This window comes from Pseudoxanthomonas sp. JBR18 (assembly GCF_028198165.1).
Classification (GTDB): Bacteria; Pseudomonadota; Gammaproteobacteria; order Xanthomonadales; family Xanthomonadaceae; genus Pseudoxanthomonas_A.
In genome coordinates this window covers 161,463-185,926 of the sequence record NZ_CP116339.1, presented here as the reverse complement: position 1 = coordinate 185,926, position 24,464 = coordinate 161,463, and the positions used below count along the sequence as shown (strand labels likewise).

Annotated in this window: 22 protein-coding genes; 19 read left to right on the top strand and 3 right to left on the bottom strand. The window is 63.1% G+C overall.

Annotated elements, in window-relative coordinates; translation table 11 throughout:
* Positions 1-44 precede the first annotated feature (44 nt).
* The 13 genes from PJ250_RS01030 to PJ250_RS00970 all read left to right on the top strand — a co-directional run bounded on the left by PJ250_RS01030 (position 45) and on the right by PJ250_RS00970 (position 13,356).
* On the top strand, positions 45-1,715 hold the full coding sequence (locus PJ250_RS01030) for a type IV secretory system conjugative DNA transfer family protein (RefSeq protein ID WP_271646710.1): 1,671 nt from the start codon (positions 45-47) through the stop codon (positions 1,713-1,715).
* A 391-nt stretch (positions 1,716-2,106) separates the two neighbouring features.
* A complete protein-coding gene (locus PJ250_RS01025) occupies positions 2,107-2,538 on the top strand; it encodes a hypothetical protein (RefSeq protein WP_271646709.1) in 432 nt (143 codons plus the stop codon).
* A gap of 55 nt (positions 2,539-2,593) precedes the next feature.
* Positions 2,594-3,439, top strand: coding sequence for a VirB8 family type IV secretion system protein (locus PJ250_RS01020; protein ID WP_271646708.1), 846 nt, complete (start codon positions 2,594-2,596; stop codon positions 3,437-3,439).
* A 32-nt stretch (positions 3,440-3,471) separates the two neighbouring features.
* Positions 3,472-4,218 (top strand): TrbG/VirB9 family P-type conjugative transfer protein, encoded by a 747-nt coding sequence (locus PJ250_RS01015; RefSeq protein WP_271648476.1) that lies wholly within the window; start codon positions 3,472-3,474, stop codon positions 4,216-4,218.
* Positions 4,215-5,417, top strand: coding sequence for a TrbI/VirB10 family protein (locus tag PJ250_RS01010; protein ID WP_271646707.1), 1,203 nt, complete (start codon positions 4,215-4,217; stop codon positions 5,415-5,417). The genes PJ250_RS01015 and PJ250_RS01010 overlap by 4 nt, the downstream gene beginning before the upstream one ends.
* Positions 5,418-5,425: 8 nt before the next feature.
* Positions 5,426-6,472, top strand: a complete 1,047-nt coding sequence (gene virB11 / locus PJ250_RS01005; RefSeq protein WP_271646706.1) for a P-type DNA transfer ATPase VirB11 — start codon at positions 5,426-5,428, stop codon at positions 6,470-6,472.
* Positions 6,473-6,664: 192 nt separating this feature from the next.
* Positions 6,665-7,471 carry a lytic transglycosylase domain-containing protein gene (locus PJ250_RS20595; RefSeq protein ID WP_333909515.1) on the top strand — a complete coding sequence of 269 codons (807 nt, stop codon included), beginning with the start codon at positions 6,665-6,667 and terminating at the stop codon, positions 7,469-7,471.
* 128 nt (positions 7,472-7,599) lie between these two features.
* On the top strand, positions 7,600-7,974 hold the full coding sequence (locus PJ250_RS00995) for a TrbC/VirB2 family protein (protein WP_271648475.1): 375 nt from the start codon (positions 7,600-7,602) through the stop codon (positions 7,972-7,974).
* Positions 7,975-7,982: 8 nt separating this feature from the next.
* Entirely contained in the window at positions 7,983-8,288 is a 306-nt protein-coding gene (locus PJ250_RS00990; protein ID WP_271646705.1) for a VirB3 family type IV secretion system protein, read from the top strand.
* Positions 8,289-8,335: 47 nt separating this feature from the next.
* A complete protein-coding gene (locus tag PJ250_RS00985; RefSeq protein ID WP_271646704.1) occupies positions 8,336-10,798 on the top strand; it encodes a VirB4 family type IV secretion/conjugal transfer ATPase in 2,463 nt (820 codons plus the stop codon).
* 22 nt (positions 10,799-10,820) lie between these two features.
* Complete coding sequence (locus PJ250_RS00980; RefSeq protein ID WP_271646703.1) at positions 10,821-11,615, top strand: hypothetical protein; 795 nt, start codon at positions 10,821-10,823, stop codon at positions 11,613-11,615.
* A 93-nt stretch (positions 11,616-11,708) separates the two neighbouring features.
* A complete protein-coding gene (locus tag PJ250_RS00975; protein ID WP_271646702.1) occupies positions 11,709-12,812 on the top strand; it encodes a TrbL/VirB6 family protein in 1,104 nt (367 codons plus the stop codon).
* Positions 12,784-13,356 (top strand): DUF4189 domain-containing protein, encoded by a 573-nt coding sequence (locus PJ250_RS00970; protein WP_271646701.1) that lies wholly within the window; start codon positions 12,784-12,786, stop codon positions 13,354-13,356. The genes PJ250_RS00975 and PJ250_RS00970 overlap by 29 nt, the downstream gene beginning before the upstream one ends.
* A 136-nt stretch (positions 13,357-13,492) precedes the next feature.
* On the opposite strand, the gene PJ250_RS00965 is transcribed toward PJ250_RS00970, so the two are convergent.
* From PJ250_RS00965 to PJ250_RS00955, 3 genes are all read right to left on the bottom strand, one after another.
* The gene (locus PJ250_RS00965; RefSeq protein WP_271646700.1) at positions 13,493-13,834 is read right to left on the bottom strand and encodes a lipid-A-disaccharide synthase N-terminal domain-containing protein; all 342 of its coding nucleotides are present in this window, start codon (positions 13,832-13,834) and stop codon (positions 13,493-13,495) included.
* Between the two features lie 94 nt (positions 13,835-13,928).
* Positions 13,929-14,651 (bottom strand): glycosyltransferase family 2 protein, encoded by a 723-nt coding sequence (locus tag PJ250_RS00960; RefSeq protein ID WP_271646699.1) that lies wholly within the window; start codon positions 14,649-14,651, stop codon positions 13,929-13,931.
* Between the two features lie 208 nt (positions 14,652-14,859).
* Positions 14,860-16,545 (bottom strand): electron transfer flavoprotein-ubiquinone oxidoreductase, encoded by a 1,686-nt coding sequence (locus PJ250_RS00955; protein ID WP_271646697.1) that lies wholly within the window; start codon positions 16,543-16,545, stop codon positions 14,860-14,862.
* A gap of 233 nt (positions 16,546-16,778) precedes the next feature.
* Between PJ250_RS00955 and acnD the strand changes: the two genes are divergently transcribed.
* From acnD to hflX, 6 genes are all read left to right on the top strand, one after another.
* Positions 16,779-19,388, top strand: a complete 2,610-nt coding sequence (acnD, locus tag PJ250_RS00950; RefSeq protein WP_271646696.1) for a Fe/S-dependent 2-methylisocitrate dehydratase AcnD — start codon at positions 16,779-16,781, stop codon at positions 19,386-19,388.
* Between the two features lie 3 nt (positions 19,389-19,391).
* Positions 19,392-20,027: a 2'-5' RNA ligase family protein gene (locus PJ250_RS00945; RefSeq protein WP_271646695.1), complete on the top strand. Its 636-nt coding sequence runs from the start codon at positions 19,392-19,394 to the stop codon at positions 20,025-20,027.
* A 38-nt stretch (positions 20,028-20,065) separates the two neighbouring features.
* The gene (gene prpF / locus PJ250_RS00940) at positions 20,066-21,253 is read left to right on the top strand and encodes a 2-methylaconitate cis-trans isomerase PrpF (protein ID WP_271646694.1); all 1,188 of its coding nucleotides are present in this window, start codon (positions 20,066-20,068) and stop codon (positions 21,251-21,253) included.
* A gap of 317 nt (positions 21,254-21,570) precedes the next feature.
* Positions 21,571-22,527, top strand: coding sequence for a tRNA (adenosine(37)-N6)-dimethylallyltransferase MiaA (gene miaA / locus PJ250_RS00935; RefSeq protein ID WP_271646692.1), 957 nt, complete (start codon positions 21,571-21,573; stop codon positions 22,525-22,527).
* 150 nt (positions 22,528-22,677) lie between these two features.
* Positions 22,678-22,962, top strand: a complete 285-nt coding sequence (hfq, locus tag PJ250_RS00930) for an RNA chaperone Hfq (RefSeq protein WP_271646690.1) — start codon at positions 22,678-22,680, stop codon at positions 22,960-22,962.
* Positions 22,963-23,096: 134 nt separating this feature from the next.
* A complete protein-coding gene (gene hflX / locus PJ250_RS00925) occupies positions 23,097-24,455 on the top strand; it encodes a ribosome rescue GTPase HflX (protein WP_271646689.1) in 1,359 nt (452 codons plus the stop codon).
* Positions 24,456-24,464: the final 9 nt, after the last annotated feature.

Genomic DNA, 24,464 nt, shown 5'->3' with positions numbered 1-24,464 from the left:
CTGCTGTACCGGCCCGCCCGGGTCGGTTTCAAGGAGGAAATCGCTTGACCAAGGGGAAACTCGTCTTCGCTGGCGTCCTGACTGTCCTGGCGCTGGCCGCAGGGCTCTATCTGTCCGGCTACGCCACCATGCTCCTGATCAAGGTCAGGGCGCCGCTGCACTGGAATACCTATCTCCAGTACATGCAGGCGCTGGGTGATGCGCGTTATCAACCCTATGTCGGCAGGATCAAGGCAGGTGGCTACATCGGCTTTGGTGGCGTCCTGCTCGTCTACGCGCTGACGCTTGTTCTTGTATTCAAGCCGAAGAAGAAATCGCTCCACGGCGATGCACGCTTTGCCACCGCTGGGGACCTCGCCAAGCACGACATGCTCAAGCCGTCGGCCAACGGGATCATCGTGGGCAAGTTCGGCGGCAAGCTGGTGCGGTTGCCGGGGCAGCAGTTCGTGATCCTGGCCGCGCCGACCCGATCGGGCAAGGGCGTGGGCGTGGTCATTCCCAACCTGCTCGAGTATGCCGAGTCGGTGGTGGTGCTGGACATCAAGCAGGAGAATTTCGATCTCACCAGCGGTTGGCGCAAGTCGCAAGGGCAGGAGGTCTTTCTCTTCAATCCTTTCGCCGAGGACCGTCGCACACACCGTTGGAATCCGCTGACCTACGTTTCCTCCGACCCCGCGTTCCGCGTCTCGGACCTGATGAGCATCGCCGCGATGCTCTATCCAGACGGCGCCGAGGACCAGAAATTCTGGGTCAGCCAGGCGCGCAATGCCTTCATGGCCTTCGCGCTGTTCCTGTTCGAGAACCGCGACGACGAGCTGGCCACGGGATTCCCGTTCTCCTCCGGTGCGCCGACGCTGGGACGCATCTATCGTCTTTCGTCCGGCGACGGGACCGAACTAAAGGCCTATCTGCGGGGGCTCGCAGGCCGCAAGTTCCTGAGCGACAACGCGCGCTCGGCGTTCTCCAATCTCCTCTCGCAGGCTGACGAGACGTTCGCCTCGATCATGGGCACGCTCAAGGAGCCGCTCAACGCCTGGATCAATCCCGTGCTCGACGCGGCGACCTCGGCGGACGATTTCCTGCTCACCGATCTGCGCAAGAAGAAGATGAGCATTTACATCGGCATCCAGCCCAACAAGCTGGCCGAGAGCCGGCTGATCATCAATCTTTTCTTCAGCCAGATCATCAATCTCAATACCCGTGAACTGCCGCAGAGCAATCCGGAATTGAAGTATCAATGCCTCCTGCTGATGGACGAGTTCACCGCCATCGGCAAGGTCGACATCATCGCCACCGCGGTGTCCTACATGGCCGGCTACAACATCCGCCTGCTGCCCATCATCCAGTCGATGGCGCAACTGGACGCCACCTATGGCAAGGACGTGTCGCGCACGATCATCACCAATCATGCGCTGCAGATCCTCTATGCCCCGCGCGAGCAGCAGGACGCCAACGACTATTCCGAGATGCTGGGCTACACCACCTACAAGCGACGCAACATCACGCGCGGGCGCGACACCACGCGCAGCATCTCAGAGGAGCGGCGCGCACTGATGCTGCCGCAGGAACTCAAGGCCATGGGGTTTGATGCCGAGGTCTTCATGTACGAAGGCATCCCGCATCCGGTGAAGTGCGAGAAGATCAAGTACTACAAGGATCGCCACTTCACCGCCCGCCTAAAGGAAAAGGTGCAGGTCACGCCTATCTCTGTTTAGTGTGACTTTCATCTCAAAATTTGTGGAATCGAGGAGCGTCGTGCGGAGATAAGTGCACGCTGAACGCTTGACCGCTTCGCCAAGTGCACGTTAGCTTTACTCAACAGGGGGCGCCTGGATCGCGGTCCTTATCCAGGGACGAGCCCGTCGGCAAGATGCGCCGGTGAGCTGAAGGCAAGGAGGCTGCAAGGATGTTGGGGAATTCTTGGTTATGGCGCGGCGCAATGCCGGCCATTGTGCATCCGCACCTTCGTCGCGCACGTCCACTTCCCGTTCTTGTTCAAGCGCACCACCTGTGCGCTCGCTCGCAGTCATTCGTTGTGCCTGACCTGAATGCAGGCCGGGCTTTCATGTCTTTGAAATATCCGGCCTGGAACAGGAGTACACGCGGGTGAGTCGTCGGAACGCCTTCAGAAATACATTTCCGCTGGCTTTGATCAGCATCGTGCTTGCCGGCTGCGGGACCACGCCTGCGCCTGATTACCGCGGGAAGTGGCGGCCGCTCAATACCTATTCCGAAGCCCCGATCGAGCTTCCCTTGGCGAATGCGTACATCTTCCAGGCTTCACCCATGGACGGCACGCTCAAGACCATGCTGTCGCGCTGGGCCAAGGACAGCGGCATGCAGTTGGACTACCGGTTTGGCTCCGACTTCACCCTGTTCGGCCCCGTGGCACAGATCGATACCACCGATATTCGCGATGCCGCAGCTCAGCTAAGCAGCGCCTATGCCAGCCATGGGGTTTCGATCTATGTCGTTTCCAAGACGATCACCGTTGCGCCGGTGTCGGCGGCGCCGACTGCAGCCGAGCCGGCACAGTAGGTGGCAAGCCTGAACTTCTGGATACGCGTCGAATAACTTAAGAAGCGCCGAGCGCATGATCACTCGAAAGAAAGAAGAAACAGCCAAGGTCAAGTCGGCCATCAATAAGGCGGTGAGCTACGAGCTCACCATCGCCGATATGGCAAAACGGAGCGAGCGACGTGCCTGGCAGGTGGCGACCGGCGCAATCATGCTGTCTCTCGTTCTGGCCGCAGGGTACTTTGTGCTGCTGCCGCTCAAAGAGAAAACCCCCTTCATTGTGCTGGCTGACCCCTACACCGGAAATGTGCAGGCAAGCCGCCTGGTTGGCGATGTCATGGACAAGCGCCTGACCATGAATGAGGCAATCAATCGAGCGAATGTCGATCGTTACGTGCTCGCACGCGAATCCTATGACGCCGATCTGACCTTCACCCCTCTGGGCGGCTGGCGACATGTCTACGCGACATCATCAAGCGCCGTTGCCGCGTCCTATCGCGCGTTGTTTTCAAAGAACAATCCCGCCAGCCCGATCAACACAATGGGGCGACAATCAGCGATCCGCGTCAAGATCCTGAGCACTGTTTTGGTCCGTACGCCTGATGGGCGTGGCTATCGTGGCGCGACGGTACGCTTTCAGCGGTTTCAGTACGACAAGAAAAATGGCATGACCCAGCCGTTGGATAACAAGCTGGCGACCATCGATTACGAATACAACCCAGGCCTGAAGTTCGAGGATCAGGATCGCGTCATCAACCCGATGGGTTTCCAGGTCACCAGCTACCGCCTCGATGATGATGCCGCAAGTCTGCCGCCGGCTGAGACGCTGGTCGAGCCTGCACAGGGGGGCGCAAGCGCGCCTGCCGTATCCGAGCCGCCTGAACTTCCCCCAGTTGACCAGAATGGAGCTTCCCCGCAATGAGTGCGCCTCCACGCCCCGGTGCATTGCCGGTCATGTTCCTGATGCTTCTGTGTGCGTTGGCGTGGCCTGCTTCCGCACAGGTGATTGATCGCTATGAGTACAAGCCCGATGCGATCTATCAGGTGAGGACTGGGCTCGGCATCACGACACAGATCGAACTGAGTCCTAACGAGCAGATCCTCGATTACAGTACCGGCTTCAGTAGCGGCTGGGAATTGTCTCGGCGCGAAAATGTCTTCTACCTCAAGCCGAAGAATACGGACGTGGACACCAATATGATGGTGCGCACCGCGACCCACTCCTACATCTTCGAGTTGAAAGTCGTGGCGACCGACTGGAAGACGCTTAGTCAGGCCCGCGCCTCCGGCGTCCAGTACAAAGTGAGCTTCGTCTACTCGCCCGAGACGCAATTCGCGAGTGCGGCCCCGACGCAAGAAGTTGCCAACAAGGAACCACCGGAGGCGCTCGATCTGGGGATCGATAAGGGGCGCAGGTATTACTACGATTATTCGTACGCGACGCGAAGCAAAGCCCAGTGGCTGATTCCGACGACGGTCTACGATGACGGTCGCTTCACCTATATCAAGCTGAATGATGGCGTTAGTTTCCCGAGCGGGAATTTTCCGACCGTCTATGGCCGCCAAGAGGCCCACAGCGAGGACTTCGTCGTGAACACCACCGTGGACAAGAACACCATCGTGGTGCATGGGACTTACCCCTACTTGGTGATCCGGCACGGTCTGAATGTGGTCGGCTTGCGGAGGAATGAGCAGAAATGAATCAGCACAATCCCCCCAACGACCGTGATGACGTTCCGGGAGACGGTGCATCCGAAGCACGTCGCAATCCGTACTTCAACGCGGGCCGCGAGCAGGAGTTCGAGGATCTGGATGCGGGTGCACCGAGCCTTAGGGCTGAAGAAGGGCAGAGGCTCAATCGGCGTGCCTTGTTGTTCCTTGGGGCCACGCTGCTTCTGATCCTTGTCATGGCGGCCATGTTCCTGAAGATGTTCGATGGCGGCGGCAATGACAAGTCGGCGCCTGAGCGTGTGCGCGTGGAGCGTCCCTTGATTCCTGACGCGCCCGAGGTCGTTGCGCCGCTCCCGGCAGCTGGGCCTACAGAGTCGGTCGCGCCGCTTCCGCTGGAGGAGCCGCGGGAATACGGGCGTGAGCAGATGGCGTCGTCCCGTCGTGATGCCGGTCCGTCTGGGCCATCACTGGTTGAGCGCCGCATTGCGGACAGCGGCGGCAGTGTTGGCGGTGCTCAGCCTAGTGCGGGCGGGCCGACGAATGCTTCAGGCATGCTCGGTAGCGGTGAGCCCGGCGGCCAGCCCTCCATCCAGGCGCAGCTCGCGCCTACGTCCTACGCAACGTATCTGCGCAAGCCGGATACCCTGCTGTTGCGCGGAACCTATATTCGATGTGTCCTGGAGACCCACATCGTCACTGATGTGTCCGGGTTCACCAGCTGCGTCGTGACCGAGCCAGTGTATTCGGTCAACGGGAAGCGGCTCTTGCTGCCCAAAGGGTCGAAAGTTAGCGGCTCATATTCTGGCGGCGGTGGCCGTACCAATCGCGTCGCCGTGATCTGGGATCGCATTACCACACCGACAGGGCTGGATGTGATGATGTCCAGCCCCGGTGTCGATAATCTTGGTGGGGCGGGACATCCCGGCGATCTGGACAACCACTGGGCGAGCAAGATTAGCTCGGCACTCATGATCAGCATGATCGCGGATGCCTTCAAGTATGCCGGGGAAAAGAACGGGCCAGAGCGGACCACGATCAGTCCGACAGGCACGACCTACATTGAACCCTATGAAAGCGAGACCGCGAAGACGGCGCAGAAGCTCGCCGATCAAATGATCAGTCAGCAGATGGCGCGTACCCCTACCATCACCATCAACCAGGGGACTGTGTTGAATGTCTACGTCGCCAAGGACGTCGACTTCTCCGGCGTGCTGCCGAGCTATCAGTGACGGCCGGGATGATGTCTTCCGAGGTTGGTGAGGGCCCAATGGCCCAGGTTTCCAATGAGTTTCTGAACTACCAGTATGAGGTGCTCGGTATTCAGGAATACATGGCCTCGCCGGATGTCACGGAAATCTGCATCAATCGTCCGGGTGAGCTGTACTTAGAGGGACGTGGAGGTTGGCGCAAGGTCGAGGTCCCTTCCCTCAATTTCGAGCGTGCACGGCAGTTCTGTACCGCCGTCGTCAACGAGAGCAATACCGGTCAGCGCATCACCGATGCTGATCCAGTGGTGTCGCTGACTTTCCCGACTGGGCAGCGTGCCCAGTTCGTGATCCCTCCTGCCTGCGATCCTGGCAAGGTCTCCATCACGATTCGGCTTCCATCGCATCAAACGCGAACGCTCGACCAATATCAGCAGGAGGGCTTCTTCGACCAGATCCTTGAGGGCACCGCTGGCCTGAGCGCGCATGACGAAGAACTGCTTGAATTGCGCAGCAAGCGTGATTACGCCGAATTCTTCCGCAAGGCCGTGCACTACAAGAAGAACATTGTCGTGGCCGGCGCAACCGGTAGCGGCAAGACGACGTTCATGAAAGCACTGGTCCATCACATCCCAGACGAAGAGCGACTGGTCACCATCGAAGACGCGCGCGAGCTGTTTATCCAACAGCCCAACGTCGTCCACCTGCTGTATTCAAAAGGCGGGCAGAGCACAAGTAACGTCTCTGCGAAGAGCTGCATGGAAGCATGCCTGCGAATGAAGCCTGATCGCATCATCCTGGCCGAGTTGCGCGGTGATGAATCGTTCTACTTCATCCGAAACTGCGCGTCCGGGCATCCGGGATCGATCACAAGTTGCCATGCGGGCAACATCACGCAGACCTGGGATCAGCTTGCCCTCATGGTCAAAGCCTCCACAGAAGGGGCGGGGCTTGAGTTCTCGGTGATCAAGCGCTTGCTCATGATGACCATCGATATCGTGGTCCATATCAAGGCGCACGGCGGCGGGCGTTACATTACGGGAATCGACTTCGGCCCCGATCGAACATTTGACGATTGATTTGTGACGAACATCACCATTAGCGGGGCTTGTTGGTGCGGCCCGCTCACGGTGGTGCTGAATGAATTGACACTGGGCAGCGCTGCCGCGAAGATCACTCTCGCGACCGCTGTTTGGTTCGCTCCCATAAAGGAAACAAGGGCACTCGTTGCAACGAGTGGCAGGCTCAAGGAGACGCACATGCTTCCCTATGTGGACATGATGCAATGCCAAAATCTCGCGGTTTCGCCAGACGTCATGCAGCACGTCGTTCAAGTGGAATCTGCTGCCAACCCCTACGCAATCGGGGTTGTCGGGGGGCGTTTGGTGCGCCAGCCGGAAAGCCTCGCGGAGGCGGTCGCAACGGCCGAAATGCTCGAGCAACGCGGCTACAACTTCTCAGTCGGTCTTGCGCAGGTCAATCGCCACAACCTGGGCCGCTTCGGTATCAGTGATTACACGGCAGCCTTCGACAAGTGCACCAACCTGCGGGCAGGCTCACAGATTCTCTCCGAATGTCGTACGCGGGCTGCTGGCGACTGGGGGAAGGCGTTCAGCTGCTACTACTCCGGCAATTTCTCCACCGGATTCCAGCACGGGTACGTGCAGAAGATCGTTGCCTCCATCCGGGCGGCACAAGGCGGCATGACATCGACGCCGGTGGCACTTGCCGCAGCGTCCTCCAGCGCGCCAGAGCGAGCCGAACGAACCACACCGCGCCGCGTCGTGGAGGACCTCAACGACACAGGACCGCTGGCGTTTTCCGCCCCCGCAGTGATGCGCTCCGGAGGAGCAGGGGCGTCGCCTCGAAATCAGTCCGCTGCGCTCGTGAATGATGATCCCGGCGCACATGCCGGTGAGGTCGTCCATCTCACGCCCGGCGGCCCTCGCTATGCGGATAGCGCTGGGCCAGCCGTCACCCAAGCGCCGAGGAATGAGGTGGAGGTTCAAGCCGCCGCAGGGCCCTTGCAGGCCAATCCGGCCGGGCGGGACAGCATCGATGCAGCCTTTGTCTTCTGATTTTTGTACCCGCGTTGCCTGAATGGGCGGGTACGGATACCCCGGGGAGGCTTCCCCCCAAACCACCCTCGTACAAGGAGATAGACAGGATGAACAAGCAGGACAAGTTGATTTCGGCCGAAGGAGCCATGGTGGCAAGCAAGGCGCTTGCAAGAGCCTCGCTCTTCGTCTTTGCGCTGATCGCCATGCCGGCGATGGCCGACAATAGTGGTTATCAGGAGACCGAGGACAGCGTCTGCGGCTTCCTGGGCAGCGTGAACAATCTGCTGACCATCGCGTCGATCGCCGTGGTGACCATCGCCGTGATCTTCGCCGGCTATCAGATTGCCTTTGCGCACAAGCGGATCGGGGACGTTGCGCCGATTCTGATCGGTGGCCTATTGATCGGAGCCGCGGGACAGATTGCCGCCATGATCATGCCGAAGAACACCAATCAGGGCGCCTGCATGACCGAGGGATCGACGGTCGGCCTCATTGTTGCGCACCTTCCCAATCTCTTTTAAAGCGTACGATGGAAAAGAACATCATGTTCCGCGGGTGCACGCGGCCGGCGATGTTCATGGGCGTGCCGTATGTCCCGTTTTTCATCGGGGCAGGCGGCACGCTCCTTTTCGCCATGTACAGCGGAAATCTATTGTGGCTGCTCGCGCTTCCGGTCGTGATCTTCGTGATGCGGCAGATGGCCAAGCGTGACGAGATGATCTTCCGCCTGCTTGGTCTGCGCCTGCAGTTCCGTCTGCGCGTCCGCAACGTCCGCGACAATGACGGACTCTGGGTGTTCTCGGCAAACCCCTATCGCGATAAGCGAGCCGATTGAGACGCCGGCGCTTCGCGCCGGTCTGCATAACTGCCAAGGACGTAGTGATGTTTAACCCCGACTCTCCCATCAGCGATTTCATTCCCTACTCGAGCCACGTCGCTCAGTCGGTTGTCAAGACGACGGGTGGGGACTACATGCTGACCTGGCACCTCGGAGGGCTGCCCTTTGTTGGCCGCGAGGAGTGGGAGCTGGAACATCGCCACAAGACATTCAATCGGATGTTGCAGACCCTACGTGCGCCTGATTTCGTCAATGTGGCCTTCTGGGTACATGACGTTCGCCGGCGTGGCAGCATCAGGCAGCACAGCAGCTTTGCCCACCGCTTCAACCAGCAGCTCTCCGATGACTACTTCGAGAGCCTGGCCAAGCAAAAAGTGATGCGCAACGAGATGTACCTGACCCTGATCTATCGTCCTGTCGTCTCGGGAAAGAGTTTCATCGAGAAAACGGACAACCTGGAGCGGCTGCGTGCGATGGAGGAGCAAGCCGTCGAGAAGGTCTTGGAACTGGCCGGGAACGTCGAGGCCGTGCTCAAGGACTATTCACCGTACCGACTAGGCGTCTACGAGGCGCGTAATGGCGTGGTCTTTTCCGAGACCCTCGAGTTCCTCGGGTACATCCTCAACCGCGTGACCGAACCGGTTCCGGTGCTGGGGGCGTCCGTCAAGGATTACCTTGCCGTCAGTCGGCACCTGTTCTCCGCCAAGACCGGCGACTACATCATCGCGGCTCCGGATGGAGAGAAGCACTACGGGGCCGTACTCAACGTCAAGGAATATCCGGACGGCACGTTCCCCGGCATCCTCAACGGGCTCAAGTACCTGGACTTCGAATACGTCATCACGCATTCCTTCAGTCCCATGGGGCGTCACGATGCGCTCAAGGTCCTGGACCGGACCAAGGGCATGATGATCTCCTCGGGCGACAAGGCCGTCAGCCAGATCGCCGAGCTGGATCACGCGATGGACCAGCTCTCCTCCGGCAATTTCGTGCTGGGGGAATATCACTTCGTCATGTCGGTCTACGCAGACAGCCAGGCAAGGCTGCAGCAGAACGTGGCCACGGCGCGCGCGGAGCTATCCAATGCCGGCTTCGTGACCGCCAAGGAGGATCTGGCGATCACCGCCTCGTTCTATTCCCAGTTGCCTGCCAACTGGAAGTACCGCACGCGCCCGGCCAATATCAGTTCGCTCAACTTCCTTGGGCTCTCGCCGCTGCATAACTTCGCCACGGGCAAGCGTGAGAACAACCCTTGGGGGGAGTGCGTCACCACGCTGCAGACCACCAATGGCCAGCCCTATTATTTCAATTTCCATGCCACACACCCGGCCGAGAACTCCTTCGGGGAAAAGGCCATCGCCAATACCATGGTCATCGGCAAGTCGGGTACCGGCAAGACCGCGTTGATCAACTTCCTGCTCAGCCAGGTGCAGAAGTACACCCCGTCGCCGACCATCTTCTTCTTCGACAAGGACCGCGGCGCGGAGATCTTCGTTCGCGCCTGCGGAGGGAATTACCTGGCGCTCGAGAATGGCCGTCCGACTGGCTTCAATCCCTTCCAGTGCGAGCGTAACGAGGCCAACGTGCAGTTCCTGGCCGACTTGATCAAGGTGCTGGCGGGCAAGCAGGCGTATACCGCACGCGAGGATGAGGACATCTTCCGCGCGGTCGAGAGCATTCTCGACACCCCAATGCGCTTACGCACGATGACCAACTTCCAGAAGAGCCTGCCCAACATGGGCGATGACGGCCTGTACGCCCGTATCCGCAAATGGACCGCTGGCAACTCGCTGGGCTGGGTATTCGACAATCCCATGGATACCATCGACCTGCAGAAGGCGAACATCATTGGGTTCGACTACACGGACATCATCGACAATCCCGAAGTCCGCGCCCCGGTGATCAACTATCTCCTACACCGGCTGGAGGAGCTGATCGACGGCCGGCCGCTGATCTATGTGATGGATGAATTCTGGAAGATCCTGGATGGCAAGGGCGGGCTGAAGGAATTCGCGAAGAACAAGCAGAAGACCATCCGAAAGCAGAACGGCCTGGGCATCTTCGCCACGCAGAGTCCCGAGGACGCGCTGGCCAGCGACATCTCTGCCTCCCTGATCGAGCAGACTGCGACCCTGATCCTGCTGCCCAACCCCAACGCGAGCCGCGATGACTATATCGAAGGGCTCAAGCTCACCGAAGCCGAGTATCAGGTCGTCGTTAGCCTCGATGAGCGCTCGCGCTGCTTCTTGGTCAAGCAGGGCCATGGTTCGGTGGTGTGCCAGTTGAATCTGCGCGGTCTCGACGACGCCCTGTCGGTGATTTCCGCCTCCACCGACAACATCGAGGTCATGCATCAGGCGCTGGAGCAGCGCGCCATCGAACTAGAAAAGTCGCAGGATGCGCTTGAGCCGGACGATTGGTTGGCGCTGTTCTATGAGAACCGGAAGGGCTCTGGTAAGCGCGGCGCACGTCACAATACCGAACGCCGCGTTGCGTCCGTCAATTGATCGAGAGTACATGGGAATCTTCATGAACATCAAACCCTTCACTCAGCGATTTACCCAGCCGAATGGCTACATCGTGATGCGGCTGCTCATGGCACTCGTGCTGTGCTGCACCTGCCTGCCTGCGTTCGCCCAATGGTCGGTCACCGACGATGAAACCCATCAGGGTATCAGTGAACTGAAGAGCGATATCAACGAGCGCTTGGACAAGATATATAAGCAGTCCAACGTCAACGGCCAGACGTACAGCGCTGACAACCACAAGAGTCTGACGCTCCAGTACAGCGACTCCAGTCAAGGCGGCGAGCAGCTGTCCGGTGAGCGGGAACTGTCCAAGGTGACCTCGCAGCAGCTCAGTGACCTTATCGCCGCCCGCTGTCCGACGGGTTCGAGCAATCCACAGAGTGCCCAGCAGCAGCCGATCTGCAAAGACATCGTCGAGCGCGAGTCCAAGCTGCAGAACTACATGATCGATATGCTGGAGCTGACAAAGAACCGCCAGGATGAACTCAAGGAAATCTTGCGAGAGCGCCAGGACATCAATTCCGGCGCTGAGCATGAAATGGGTCAATTGCAGTCCAATACCAACCGGTTGCTCGCATTGCAGGCGCAGTTGCAGATCGACGCCACCAACTATCACCTCACCGTCGCCAGCTACGACCGTTACCTGTCAGCCCAGCGTGCCCGCTTGGCTGACTATGCCAAGCAGTTGGCAAATGGTGGCAACTCCAGTCTTGGTGGCATGGTGGGTTCGGCGGTCCTGTTGCAGGGTGCGCTCCAAATGGCACCGACCATCAGTGACATGTTGACCTCGTTCTGAGGCCTCACCCGGGTCACACCCGGCCCGCATCACTAGTCTGATCGGCGAACCATGGAGCGGGGCGCCGCCTCCAAGGAAAAGGAAAACTAAACCGTGCCAACCGACATCCTCTCCGGTCTATCTAATCTGATCTTCTACCAGCAGATTCAGACCTATCTCCGCGATCGCATTGGCGACTTTCAGTCGCGCATTCTCGGCAATTTTGCTGAGGTGCTGGGCGTCACCGCACTGTCGTTGCTGACTATCTGGATCTTCTGGCAGGGATGGCGCGTGGTCAGTGGACGCTCTCGCGAGCCAATGATGGCGCTGGTTGGTGATTCGCTCAAGGCCATGCTTATCATCGGCATCGCGACGGGCTGGGCGGGCAACTCAACCTCGCTATACACCAAGCTGACCGACGGACTGGGGAAGGCCATCTATGGTGCGGTGACCGGTACGACGGATGACATCGACAGCATGTACCACGTCATGGATGCCAACCTGGCCGTCACGACTGCGGCCCTGGGCGCTATCAGCGCAGTGGAGAAGGGGCGGGACGGTAGTGGTCAGGGCAATTCCGTGTCAGATGACATGCTCATCGAGGCCGTCGCTGCCTTTGGGACGGGCGGCCCGGCGCTGGCTGGCGGCACCATGATCACGCTCAACAAGCTGGCGATGGCGATGTTCACGGGTTTTGGTCCGTTCTTCATCATGTGTCTGCTATTCGATGCCACGAAGCCCTTGTTCCAGAAGTGGTTGTTCTACGGTGTCGGCACCATGTTTGCCCTGGCGGTGCTGTACGTCGTGCTGATCATCGCGACTGAGATGATGTTGGCAGTGGCGGCTACCTTCTGGCTTAGCAGCGCGCTGGTTCAGAATCCAGATGGCATGCGTACGGTATCTATCCAGACAGGCGGATTGGGCATCATCCTGACGATGCTGATCGTGACTGGCCCTCCCATGGCTGCAGCCTTCTTCAACGGTATGCTCGGGCAGTTCAATCCTTATGCGGCCATTGGGCCTGGATCATCGACTTCGCCGAATGGGCAGCGGACCCCGGTGCAGGTGCAGAGTCAAATGGGGCAAGCTCTATCTGGCGGGGCTACTACGCAACGAATTGAGGGGCCAAATGTTACAAATAATTATACGGGCAACACTCAAAGAATCGCTGCAAATCAAGGTAGCCGAGGTGAGGCGAATAAAGAAAGAGAATTTTAATCAGCTTGGTTTTAATGTTTCGGGCATTTTTAAGTTTGCTTTTTTTGCGACCTTCGGAATGTCAAGCGTTTTTTTTGCTGGCGCATCGTTTGCACAAACGCGCTGCCCTCCGGGTTCGGCTATCGGGTCGGGACAATGCGCGCCGGATGACGTGGATTCGTCAGATCAAGGTCCAGTTACGGTGGTGCGCTATACAGGCTACTGGACCAAGACTTGGGGTGCGCTTGCAAACGGGGAGAATGGAATTGGTGGGGTTTCAGTCGATTTTGAAAAGAAGAGGGATGCGAAACTATCGGCGATAAAAAACTGTGAGGACCGTGGCGGGACGAAATGCAAAGTGGTAATCACGTACTACGATCAGTGCGTTGTGGCGACATTCCCAAAGAATGGAGTGCCCGGAAAGTCGAGTGGCCGCACAAACACCGCAGCTACTATCGAAGAAGCAACGCAAGACGGCTTGCAGTCCTGTAGCGAATTGAACGGCGGGGTTCCGTGTGAAGTGGTTTATCAGGCATGCACACAACGCAAGTACATTAAGTATTGATCACGGCGAGGGCTTAGGTTGCTAGGTGAAGAGCATTGCAGGCGATTGGCACCGCCGCTTGTAATTACGCGGGGCGCCCGCTCAGGCCGCCTCTCTTCAGTGTCGAAGCCCTTCTGTACGTCGGTTTCTGTGGCACTCAATGCGTGGCGCGATCCCGCTTCCAGCCGCGGTGCTTGATGTCCAGGTACAGGCTGTAGCTGGCGGTGAAGGCGGGGAAGAGGTTCTGTAGCACGCCCACCGAGTCCTGCTTGGCCGAGAACACGAAGTAGCTCAGGGTCATGAGGCTGCCCAGGACGCTCATGTACCAGAACAGGCGCGGGATGACGGGTTTGCCAGCGCGTTTGGAAGCGACGAACTGAACCAGCCAGCGGCCGCCGAACATCAAGGCGCCGGTGTAGCCAATGAGCTTCCAGCCGGTGACGTGGAGGCCGGTCCAGAACAGCCAGGTGATGGGTTGGTCCAGGAAGGGGATGTCCATGTCGGCTCAGTTTGGTGCGTGCGCATCGCGCGTGTATTGAGGGGTATTGCGAGGTGCGTGACGCACCTGCCGTCAAGCGGGCTAGTAAGCCGGCCTAGAGTTCCCGCACCGCGGTGCGCTTGCTGCGCGTGATCAGCCAGGCGACGCCACGCAGGTCGCGGATGCCGACCAGGGCGCGCTGCAGGTTGTTGTACTTGGACACGCCGCCGCCGCGCGGGCGATGGTTGACCGGAACGCTGATCGTCTTCCAACCGGCGCGCTGCATCAGTGCGGGCAGGTAGCGGTGCATGTGGTCGAAGTAGGGCAGGTCCAGGAAAGCGGCGCGCTCGAAGAGCTTGGTGCCGCAGCCGGTGTCGGGGGTGTCGTCGTGGAGCATGCGCACGCGGATGGCGTTGGCGTATTTGGACGCCCAGCGCTTGCTGCCGCTGTCCTTGCGGTCCACGCGCCAGCCGGCGTAGAGCTTGACCGCCGGGTCGCCGGCATCGCGTGCGGCCAGCAGCTTAGGCAGGTCGGCCGGGTCGTTCTGGCCGTCTCCGTCCAGGGTCGCAATCCAGGCACCGCGCGCGGCTTTGACGCCGGTGCGGATGGCCGTGCTCTGGCCGCTCTGGGTGACGTGCTGGAGGATGCGCAATTCCGGCACTTCGGACTTGAGGGCCTGGAGGGTGGCAACGGTATCGTCGCGGGAGTGGTCGTCCACATAGACGATCTCGAAGGGGACCACGCCACGCAGGGCGGCGACGATCTCGCGGACGAGGGGGGCAGTATTGTCGCGCTCGTTAAAGACCGGCACGACGACGGAAAGGGCTGGGGTCTGCATAATGCGCATTATCCGGCTTTTCCACCGGGCAGGGTCTGGTCGCGGTGCTGACGCTCGGAGGAGCTCGCGTCAGGCGGGCTCCATGGGAGCCGGGCCGCTGTCAGAGTTTTGTGGGAATGGCCATGTCGATCGGTGCGCGCGGCGGGAACCGGGTGCATGGCGACGGCGGCGCGCCGAGGTGGCGCGCACGGTGAGAGGTAACGCGTCGCTACATGCCCGAATAGTTCGGTCCACCGCCGCCCTGCGGGGCGACCCAGACGATGTTCTGGGTAGGGTCCTTGATGTCGCAGGTCTTGCAGTGCACGCAGTTCTGCGCGTTGATCTGCAGCCGCTGGCCGCCGCCGTCGGCGTCGACGAATTCGTAGACCCCTGCCGGGCAATAGCGCGCCTCCGGCCCCGCGTAGGTGGCGAGATTGACGTCCACTGGCACGGAAGGATCCTTCAGGGTCAGGTGGGCGGGCTGGTGCTCGTCGTGGTTGGTGCTGGACAGGAACACCGAGCTGAGCCGGTCGAAGGTCAGCGTGCCGTCCGGCTTGGGATAGGTGATGCGTGGCTGGCGGTCGGCCGGCAGCAGGCAGGCGTAGTCGGGTTGGGTGCGGTGGAGCGTCCAGGGCGGGGTGCGCACGCCCAGCTTGGGCAGCAGCCACTGTTCGATGCCGGTCATCAGGGTCGCGGTGGTACGGCCCTTCTTGAACCACTGCTTGAAGTTCTTGGCCTGCCTGAGCTCGTCGTGCAGCCAACTGGCCTCGAACGCAGCCGGGTAGGCGCTCAGCTCATCGGCACTGCGGCCTTCGCCCAGGGCTGCGAAGGCGGCCTCGGCCGCCAGCATGCCGGTCTTGATCGCCGCGTGGCTGCCCTTGATGCGGCTGGCATTGAGCGTGCCGGCCTCGCAGCCGACCAGGGCGCCGCCGGGGAACACCAGCTTGGGCAGCGACAGCAGGCCGCCGGCGGTGATCGAGCGGGCGCCGTAGCCGACGCGCTTGCCGCCTTCCAGATATTTACGGATCGCCGGATGGGTCTTGAAGCGCTGGAACTCCTCGAACGGACTCAGCCAGGGGTTCTTGTAGTCCAGGCCCACCACCAGGCCGATGGCGACCTTGCCGTCCTCGGCGTGGTACAGGAACGAGCCGCCATAGGTGTCATCGGTGAGCGGCCAGCCGGCGGTGTGGACCACCAGGCCGGGCTCGTGGCGGCTCGGATCGACCTGCCACAGCTCCTTGATGCCGATGCCATAGGCCTGCGGGTCCTTGCCGGCGTCCAGCGAGAACCTGTCCATCAGCTGGCGCCCCAGTTGGCCGCGCGAGCCTTCGGCGAAGATCGTGTACTTGGCGTGCAACTCCATGCCGAGCTGGAAGTCGGCCGTCGGCGCGCCATCCTTGCCCAGCCCCATGTTGCCGGTGGCCACGCCTTTGACCGCGCCAGCCTCGCTGTAGAGGAGCTCGGCGGCGGCAAAGCCGGGGAAGATCTCCACGCCCAGCGCCTCGGCCTGCTGGGCCAGCCAGCGCACCAGCGCGCCCAGGCTGATGATGTAGTTGCCGTGGTTCTTGAAGCAGTCCGGCAGGAAGAAATCCGGCGTGGCCTTGGCGCCGGTCTCGTCCAGGAACAGAAATTCGTCGCGGGTCACGGCCTGCTTGAGCGGGGCGCCCCGTTCCTGCCAGTCCGGGATCAGCTCGGTCAGCGCGCGCGGGTCCATGATCGCGCCGGAGAGGATGTGGGCGCCGGGCTCGGAGCCCTTCTCCAGCACGCACACCGAGACCTCGTTGCCAGCCTGTGCAGCCAACTGTTTGAGCCGGATCGCCGTGGCCAGGCCGCCGGGGCCTGCGCCCACCACGACCACGTCGTATTCCATGGATTCGCGGGGACCGTACTGGGCAAGGAGGGCTTCCGGGGTCATCGGCTGTGCTCCGGCTCTGGGCATGGCGAAAGGGGCGCCATCATAACCAAGCCAACCGAACAAGCGTTTGAATTCCTGCCACCGAGGCCGTGTCACGACAGGTTGATTGGTTCACTCAAGATTGATCAATGCATCGGCCGGTGCCAGATTTGGCGCCCGGTCGCGGACGGGCGTCGCGCGCTTCGTCGTCTCCCCGGCCGGCCCAACGCAAGATCTGATTTCAGGATCCCGCCATGAACACCGCTTATCGCACCCCGCTTCCCGGCACCGCGCTGGACTATGTCGATGCCCGCGCCGCGGTCGAGGCGCGCAGGCCCGGCGCCTGGGCAGGACTGCCGTACACGGCGCGGGTCCACGCCGAAAATCTGGTGCGCTGCGCAGATCCCACGCGCCTTGGCGATTATCTGGACCAGCTGATCGAGCGTCGGCGCGACCTGGACTTTCCGTGGTTCCCCGCGCGCGTGGTCTGCCACGACATCCTGGGCCAGACCGCGCTGGTGGACCTGGCCGGCCTGCGCGATGCCATCGCCGAACAGGGCGGCGACCCGGCCCAGGTCAATCCGGTGGTGCCGGTGCAACTGATCGTGGACCACTCGCTGGCGGTGGAATGCGGTGGCACCGATCCCCAGGCCTTCGCCAAGAACCGCGTGATCGAAGACCGCCGCAATGCCGATCGCTTCGACTTCATCGACTGGACGGCCAAGGCCTTCCACAACGTGGAGGTCATCCCGCCGGGCAACGGGATCATGCATCAGATCAACCTGGAGAAGATGTCCCCGGTCATCTACGTGCGCGATGGGGTGGCCTTCCCCGATACCTGCGTGGGCACCGACAGCCATACCCCGCACGTGGATGCGCTGGGCGTGATCGCCGTGGGTGTGGGCGGCCTGGAAGCGGAGAACGTCATGCTGGGCCGCGCCTCGTGGATGCGCCTGCCGGACATCGTCGGCGTCCAGCTGACCGGCAAGCCGGGCGAGGGCATCACCTGTACCGACATCGTGCTGGCGCTGACCGAGTTCCTGCGCAAGGAGAAGGTGGTCGGCGCCTACCTCGAATTCTGCGGGCCGGGCGCGGCCACGTTGAGCATCGGCGACCGCGCGACCATCTCCAACATGTGCCCGGAATACGGCGCGACCGCCGCGCTGTTCCACATCGACCAGCAGACCCTGGACTACCTGCGCCTGACCGGCCGCGAGGAAGCGCAGGTGCAACTGGTGGAAACCTACGCCAAGACCGCCGGCTTCTGGGCCGACGACCTGGTCGCAGCGCAGTACGAGCGGACCTTGCAGTTCGACCTGTCCAGCGTGGATCGCACCCTGGCCGGGCCGTCCAACCCGCATCGGCGCCTGCCCACGCGGCTGCTGGCCGAACGCGGCATCGCCGTGGACCTGGACAAGGCCCGTCAGGAGGAGGCCCAGGGCCTGATGCCTGACGGCGCCGTGGTGATCGCGGCGATCACCAGCTGCACCAACACCTCCAACCCACGCAACGTCATTGCCGCCGGCCTGCTGGCGCGTAACGCCAACGCGCGTGGGCTGACCCGCAAGCCCTGGGTGAAGACCTCGCTGGCACCGGGCTCCAAAGCGGTGCAGCTGTATCTGGAGGAGTCCGGCCTGCTGCCGGAGCTGGAGCAGCTCGGCTTTGGCATCGTCGGATTCGCCTGCACCACCTGCAACGGCATGAGCGGCGCGCTGGACCCCAAGATCCAGCAGGAAATCATCGACCGCGACCTGTATGCCACCGCGGTGCTCAGCGGCAACCGCAACTTCGACGGGCGCATCCATCCGTATGCCAAGCAGGCGTTCCTGGCCTCGCCGGCGCTGGTGATCGCCTATGCGATTGCCGGCACCGTGCGCTTCGATATCGAGAAGGACGTGCTGGGCGTCGACGCGGACGGCACGCCGATCACCTTGAAGGACCTGTGGCCCAGCGATGCGGAGGTCGATGCGGTGGTCAAGGCCAGCGTCAAGCCCGAGCAGTTCCGCAAGGTCTACGGGCCGATGTTCGACGTGCGCGTGGAGCACGGCGAGAAGATCAGCCCGCTGTACGACTGGCGCGCGCAGAGCACCTACATCCGGCGTCCGCCGTACTGGGAAGGCGCGTTGGCCGGCGAACGCACGCTGCGCGGGATGCGTCCGCTGGCCCTGCTGGGCGACAACATCACCACCGATCATCTCTCGCCGTCCAACGCGATCCTGGCCAGCAGCGCGGCCGGCGAATACCTCACCCACATGGGCGTGCCGGAAGAGGACTTCAATTCCTACGCCACCCATCGCGGCGACCACCTCACCGCGCAGCGGGCCACCTTCGCCAATCCCAAGCTGCTCAACGAGATGGCGGTGATCGACGGGGTGGAGACGCAGGGCTCGCTGGCGCGCATCGAGCCGGAGGGAGAGGTGGTGCGCATGTGGGAGGCGATCGAAACCTACATGCAGCGCCGCCAGCCACTGATCATCATCGCCGGTGCCGACTACGGGCAGGGCAGCTCGCGCGACTGGGCGGCCAAGGGCGTGCGCCTTGCCGGGGTGGAGGCGATCGTGGCCGAGGGCTTCGAGCGCATCCATCGCACCAACCTGATCGGCATGGGCGTGCTGCCGCTCGAATTCCTGCCCGGCACCGACCGACGCACGCTGCAGCTGGATGGCACTGAAACCTATGACGTGGTCGGGGCGCGCAGCCCGCGCGCCACGCTGACGCTGGTGATCCATCGTAAGACCGGCGAGGTGGTCGAGGTGCCGGTGACCTGCCGCCTGGATTCGGACGAGGAGGTCTCGATCTACGAAGCCGGCGGTGTGCTGCAGCGCTTCGCGCAGGACTTCCTGGAAGCGACCAAGGCGGCCTGAGCGATGCTGCTCACCTACGACGCGATGGCCCTGGATCCGGCGCGCCGGCCGCGCCCGGAGATGGCCTGGTCACCTGGGCTGGGCGGGCATCGGCTGCTGTTCATCGCGCGTCCGGACGCGAGGATGCGCGAGGCCTTCGACACCGCGACGCGCGAGCACGGCATCCAGGCGCGGGTCGGGCTGGCCCTGTTTCCGCTGGTCAACTGGCACCAGACGCTGTCCGATCGTTTCGTCGATACGCCGGAGGCCCGGGCCAAGCTGCTGCGCGCCGGGGGTCAGGTCCAGGCCGAAGGCTTCACCCTGGCCCTGGACCAGTGGCGGATCGCGCCCAACGCCCGTGACAGCGCCAACGTGGACCTGCGTTGCTCGCAACCGTCGGCGCCCCTGGCGCGATTGTTTGCAGGACTCAGGCACGCGATGGGTGAGCAAGGCCTTGAGAGTGGCGTCGACCCGGTTCCACACGTGACCCTGAGCTACCGGTTTGCCCACCATGCGCGGCGGCTCGAGGTTCGTCCGGTGCGGCCGATCCAGTGGACCATCGACAGCTTCGAGCTGGTGGTGGGAGGCGGCGACCCGTACCGCTACCGCATGCTGGGGCGCTGGCCCTTGCGCCCCAGCGCCTCGTCTGGCCGGGCGTGATCCCGGCGCGTTCCTGCCTCCGCACCAAGGACCTCTCCATGCCTTACGCCCCTCAGACCAGGATCCCGGCCACCTACATGCGCGGTGGCACCTCCAAGGGCGTGTTCTTTCGCCTCCAGGACCTGCCCGCGCGCGCCCAGGTGCCGGGCCCGGCGCGCGATGCGTTGCTGCAGCGGGTGATCGGCAGCCCAGATCCCTACGCCAAGCAGATCGATGGCATGGGGGGCGCCAGTTCCAGCACCAGCAAGACGGTGATCGTGTCCAGGAGCACGCGCGAGGGGCACGACGTGGATTATCTGTTTGGCCAGGTCGCCATCGACACCGCCTTCGTGGACTGGTCCGGCAATTGCGGCAACCTGTCTGCCGCGGTCGGTCCGTTTGCCATCGCCGCCGGACTGGTCGATGCAGGCAAGGTGCCGCACGACGGGGTGTGCAGCGTCCGCATCTGGCAAGCCAATATCGGCAAGACCATCGTGGCGCATTTACCGATCACGGCCGGTCAGGTGCAGGAGACCGGCGATTTCGAACTGGACGGGGTCACGTTCCCGGCCGCGGAGGTGCAGCTGGAGTTTCTGGATCCGGCCGACGAAGGCGAGGACGGCGGGGCGATGTTCCCCACCGGCAACGTCGTGGACACGCTGGAGGTGACGGGCTTGGGCAGCTTCCAGGCGACGATGATCAATGCCGGCATCCCGACGATCTTCCTCAACGCGGCCGACCTGGGCTACACCGGCAGCGAGTTGCAGGGTGCGATCAACGAGGATGCCGCCGCGCTGGCGAAGTTCGAGCGCATCCGCGCCCATGGCGCCGTTCGCATGGGACTGATCCAGGACGTCGGCGAGGCGGCCAAGCGCCAGCACACGCCTAAGGTGGCTTTTGTCGCGCCGGCCGAGGGCTATACCGCTTCCAGCGGCAAGGTCGTGAGCGCCGACGACATCGACCTGCGCGTGCGCGCCATGTCGATGGGCAAGCTGCACCACGCGATGATGGGCACCGCCGCGGTCGCCATCGGCACGGCGGCGGCGATTCCCGGCACGCTGGTGAGCCTGGCCGCTGGCGGCGGCGCGCGCGAGGCCGTGCGCTTCGGCCATCCGTCCGGCACGCTGCGCGTGGGCGCCGAGGCCCGGCAGGTCAACGGTCAGTGGACCGTGACCAAGGCGATCATGAGTCGCAGCGCCCGCATCCTGATGGAAGGCTGGGTGCGGGTGCCGGGCGACAGCTTCTGAGATCGCCGCGCTCGGTGGAGCCGCCACGGCGGCGGTCGGGGGCTTATCAGGAACGCCAAACACCAGCGGTCGTGGGCACGATTTAGCCGTTACCGGGCGAGCTTCATCGCCGGCCTGGCGGCTCCCACGGGTGACGGAAGACCCGTAGTGCCGAGCTTGCTCGGCTGGGGCATTCCCGTGAACACCCCAGCCAAACAGGCCTTCCCAAGGAAGTCCCCGCCGAGCAAGCTCGGCGCTACAGGTGTGAGCGGCCACCGCGACCATCGCCGCTGCGTTTGCGATGGACCGAACCGGCATCGGCCCGCACACTGTCGCGCATGTCGAACCTGCTGTTGCCGCCTGCCATTGCCCTGCTGGGGCCGACCGCCTCGGGCAAGTCCGCACTGGCGCTGGAATGGGCGCAGCGGCTGGGCGGGGAGATCGTCAGCATCGATTCGGCGCTGGTCTATCGCGGCCTGGACATCGGCGCGGCCAAGCCCAGTGCCGTCGAACAGGCGCGGGTGCCGCACCACCTGATCGATGTGCGCGATCCCTGGCAGACCTATTCGGCTGCCGAGTTCGCGGCCGATGCACGCACCGCGATCGCGGACATCGTGGCGCGTGGGCGGATTCCGATCCTGGCCGGTGGCACCGGATTGTATTTCCAGGCCCTGACCGAAGGCCTCGCCGAAATGCCCCAGGCCGATGCCGCCCTGCGTGCGGCCATCAGCGCCGATGCGGCGATGCGCGGCTGGCCCGCGCTGCATGCCGAACTGGCACAGGTCGATCCGCGCGCGGCCGCGAAGATCAAGCCGACCGATCCGCAGCGGATCCAGCGCGCGCTGGAGGTGTTCCGCCTGACCGGCACGCCGATCAGCACCTGGCAGGCCGAGGGTCGGCGTGGCCCGCGTCTGCCGGTCCGCCTGCTGCGCCTGGCCCTGGCCCCGGCCGAGCGTGCGGTGCTGCATGCCCGCATCGCGCAGCGTTTCGAGACCATGCTTGAGCAGGGCTTCCTCGATGAGGTTCGTGCCCTGCGCGCGTTGCCGGCCATGCAGGCCGTTGCCGCGCCGCTGGATCTGCCGGCGGTGCGCGCGGTGGGTTACCGGCAGGCGTGGGAGTTGCTGGAGGGGCAGGGCGATGCTGACAAGTTCCGCGAGCGCGCTATCGCCGCAACCCGACAACTGGCCAAACGCCAGTTCACCTGGTTGCGCGGCCGGCCGGACCTGCGCTGGTTCGATCCGGCGACCCAGCGCGCCGGCCTGGAGGATGCGCTGGCCCTGTTCCTGGGTCGTTGAGCAAAGCTGTTTTCGATTCCGCGACGCGGTCGCTGGTCAATCCGTCCGCCTTGTGTAATATCGGTTAACCGGTCGTGGTTCGGGGAGCAGTCGCCACTGCCGGCCCATTACAAGAACAGTCCCATCGCAGAATGGGCGGGAGTTTTACGCATGTCCAAGGGGCAATCCCTGCAGGATCCTTTCCTGAACGCGCTGCGGCGCGAGCGGGTGCCGGTCTCGGTCTATCTGGTCAACGGCATCAAGCTGCAGGGCACCATCGAGTCGTTCGACCAGTTCGTGGTCCTGCTGCGCAACACGGTCAGCCAGATGGTCTACAAGCACGCGATCTCCACCGTGGTGCCGGCGCGCAACGTGCGCGTGGGACCGGGGGGCGGCTATGTGCAGCCAGGGGGCGAGGGCGGTGAGTTGCCGTCCGACGAGGCCGACGACGCCTGATTCCCGGCGCCGGCAGCCCCGGCGTCCATTGGTCGGACAACCGGCTGCTGGCCACGGCCAGCGGTTGAACCGGGGCGTGGGCGTCACCATCCTGTGGTGTCTGTTTCCCAGTTGCGTAGCCGATGCCGACCGAGTTGTTTGAACGTTCCCGCCGTGGCGAACACGCGCTGCTGATCCAGCCGGTGCGGGGTGGATCCGCCGCGGTGACCGCCGATGAGGATGCCGCCGAGGAGTTCACCGAGCTGGCGCGCTCGGCGGGTGCCACCATCGCCGCGATGATCACCGCGCGCGCCGACAAGCCCAGTCCTTCGACCTTCATCGGCAGCGGCAAGCTGGAGGAGGTCAAGGCCGCGGCCGACGCCAGCGGCGCCGACCTGATCCTGGTCAACCATTCCCTGACGCCAGGCCAGGAGCGCAACCTGGAAAAGGCGCTGGAGCGGCGGGTGCTGGATCGCACCGGGCTGATCCTGGACATCTTCGCCCAGCGCGCGCGCAGCCACGAAGGCAAGCTCCAGGTCGAGCTGGCCCAGCTCAAGCACATCGCCACGCGCCTGGTGCGCGGCTGGACCCACCTGGAGCGCCAGCGCGGTGGTTCCATCGGTCTGCGCGGCCCGGGTGAAACCCAGTTGGAAACCGACCGCCGCCTGCTGCAGAAGCGCGTGGACCAGCTGCAGAAGCGGCTGGAGAAGGTCGAGGTGCAGCATACCCAGATGCGCCGTGCGCGCGTGCGCAGCGAGCTGCCGCGCGTGGCCCTGGTGGGTTACACCAATGCCGGCAAGTCGACGCTGTTTAATTCCATCACCGGCGCGCAGGCCTACGCCGCCGACCAGTTGTTCGCCACCCTGGACCCGACCGTGCGCCGGGTGAACCTGCCCGGCGGTGGCGTCGTGCTGGCCGATACGGTGGGCTTCGTGCGCGACCTGCCGCACGAGCTGGTCGCGGCCTTCCGCTCGACCCTGTCCGAGGCGCGCGAAGCCGACCTGCTGCTGCACGTGGTCGATGCGGCCGACCCGCTGCGCGAGGAGCGCATGGCCCAGGTGGATCTGGTGCTGGGCGAGATCGGCGCCGGCGACATTCCCCAGCTGCTGGTGTTCAACAAGATCGACCGGATCGACGGCGCCCAGCCGCGCCACGATGCGCCCGAAGGCGACCTGGATGAGGAAACCGAACCGGGGACCGTCGGCCTGGCCCGTGAGCGGGTGTGGATCTCCGCGCGCGATGGCGTCGGGCTGGACCTGCTGGAAGCGGCGCTGGCCCAGCGCCTGGGCCTGCAGCGCATCCGCGGCGAGGTGAGCCTGCCGCATTCGGCCGGCCGCCTGCGCGCGCGCCTGCACGACCTGTCGGCGATCCGCGCCGAGGACCATGACGAATCCGGCTGGCGCCTGACTCTGGACATGGCCCGCGGCGATGCCGAGAAGCTGCTTTCCCAGCCTGGTGGCGACGCCCTGCGTGGCTTGCTGCCCGCCATAGAAGCGGAGCACTGGGAAGCCTGAGGCCCGGCG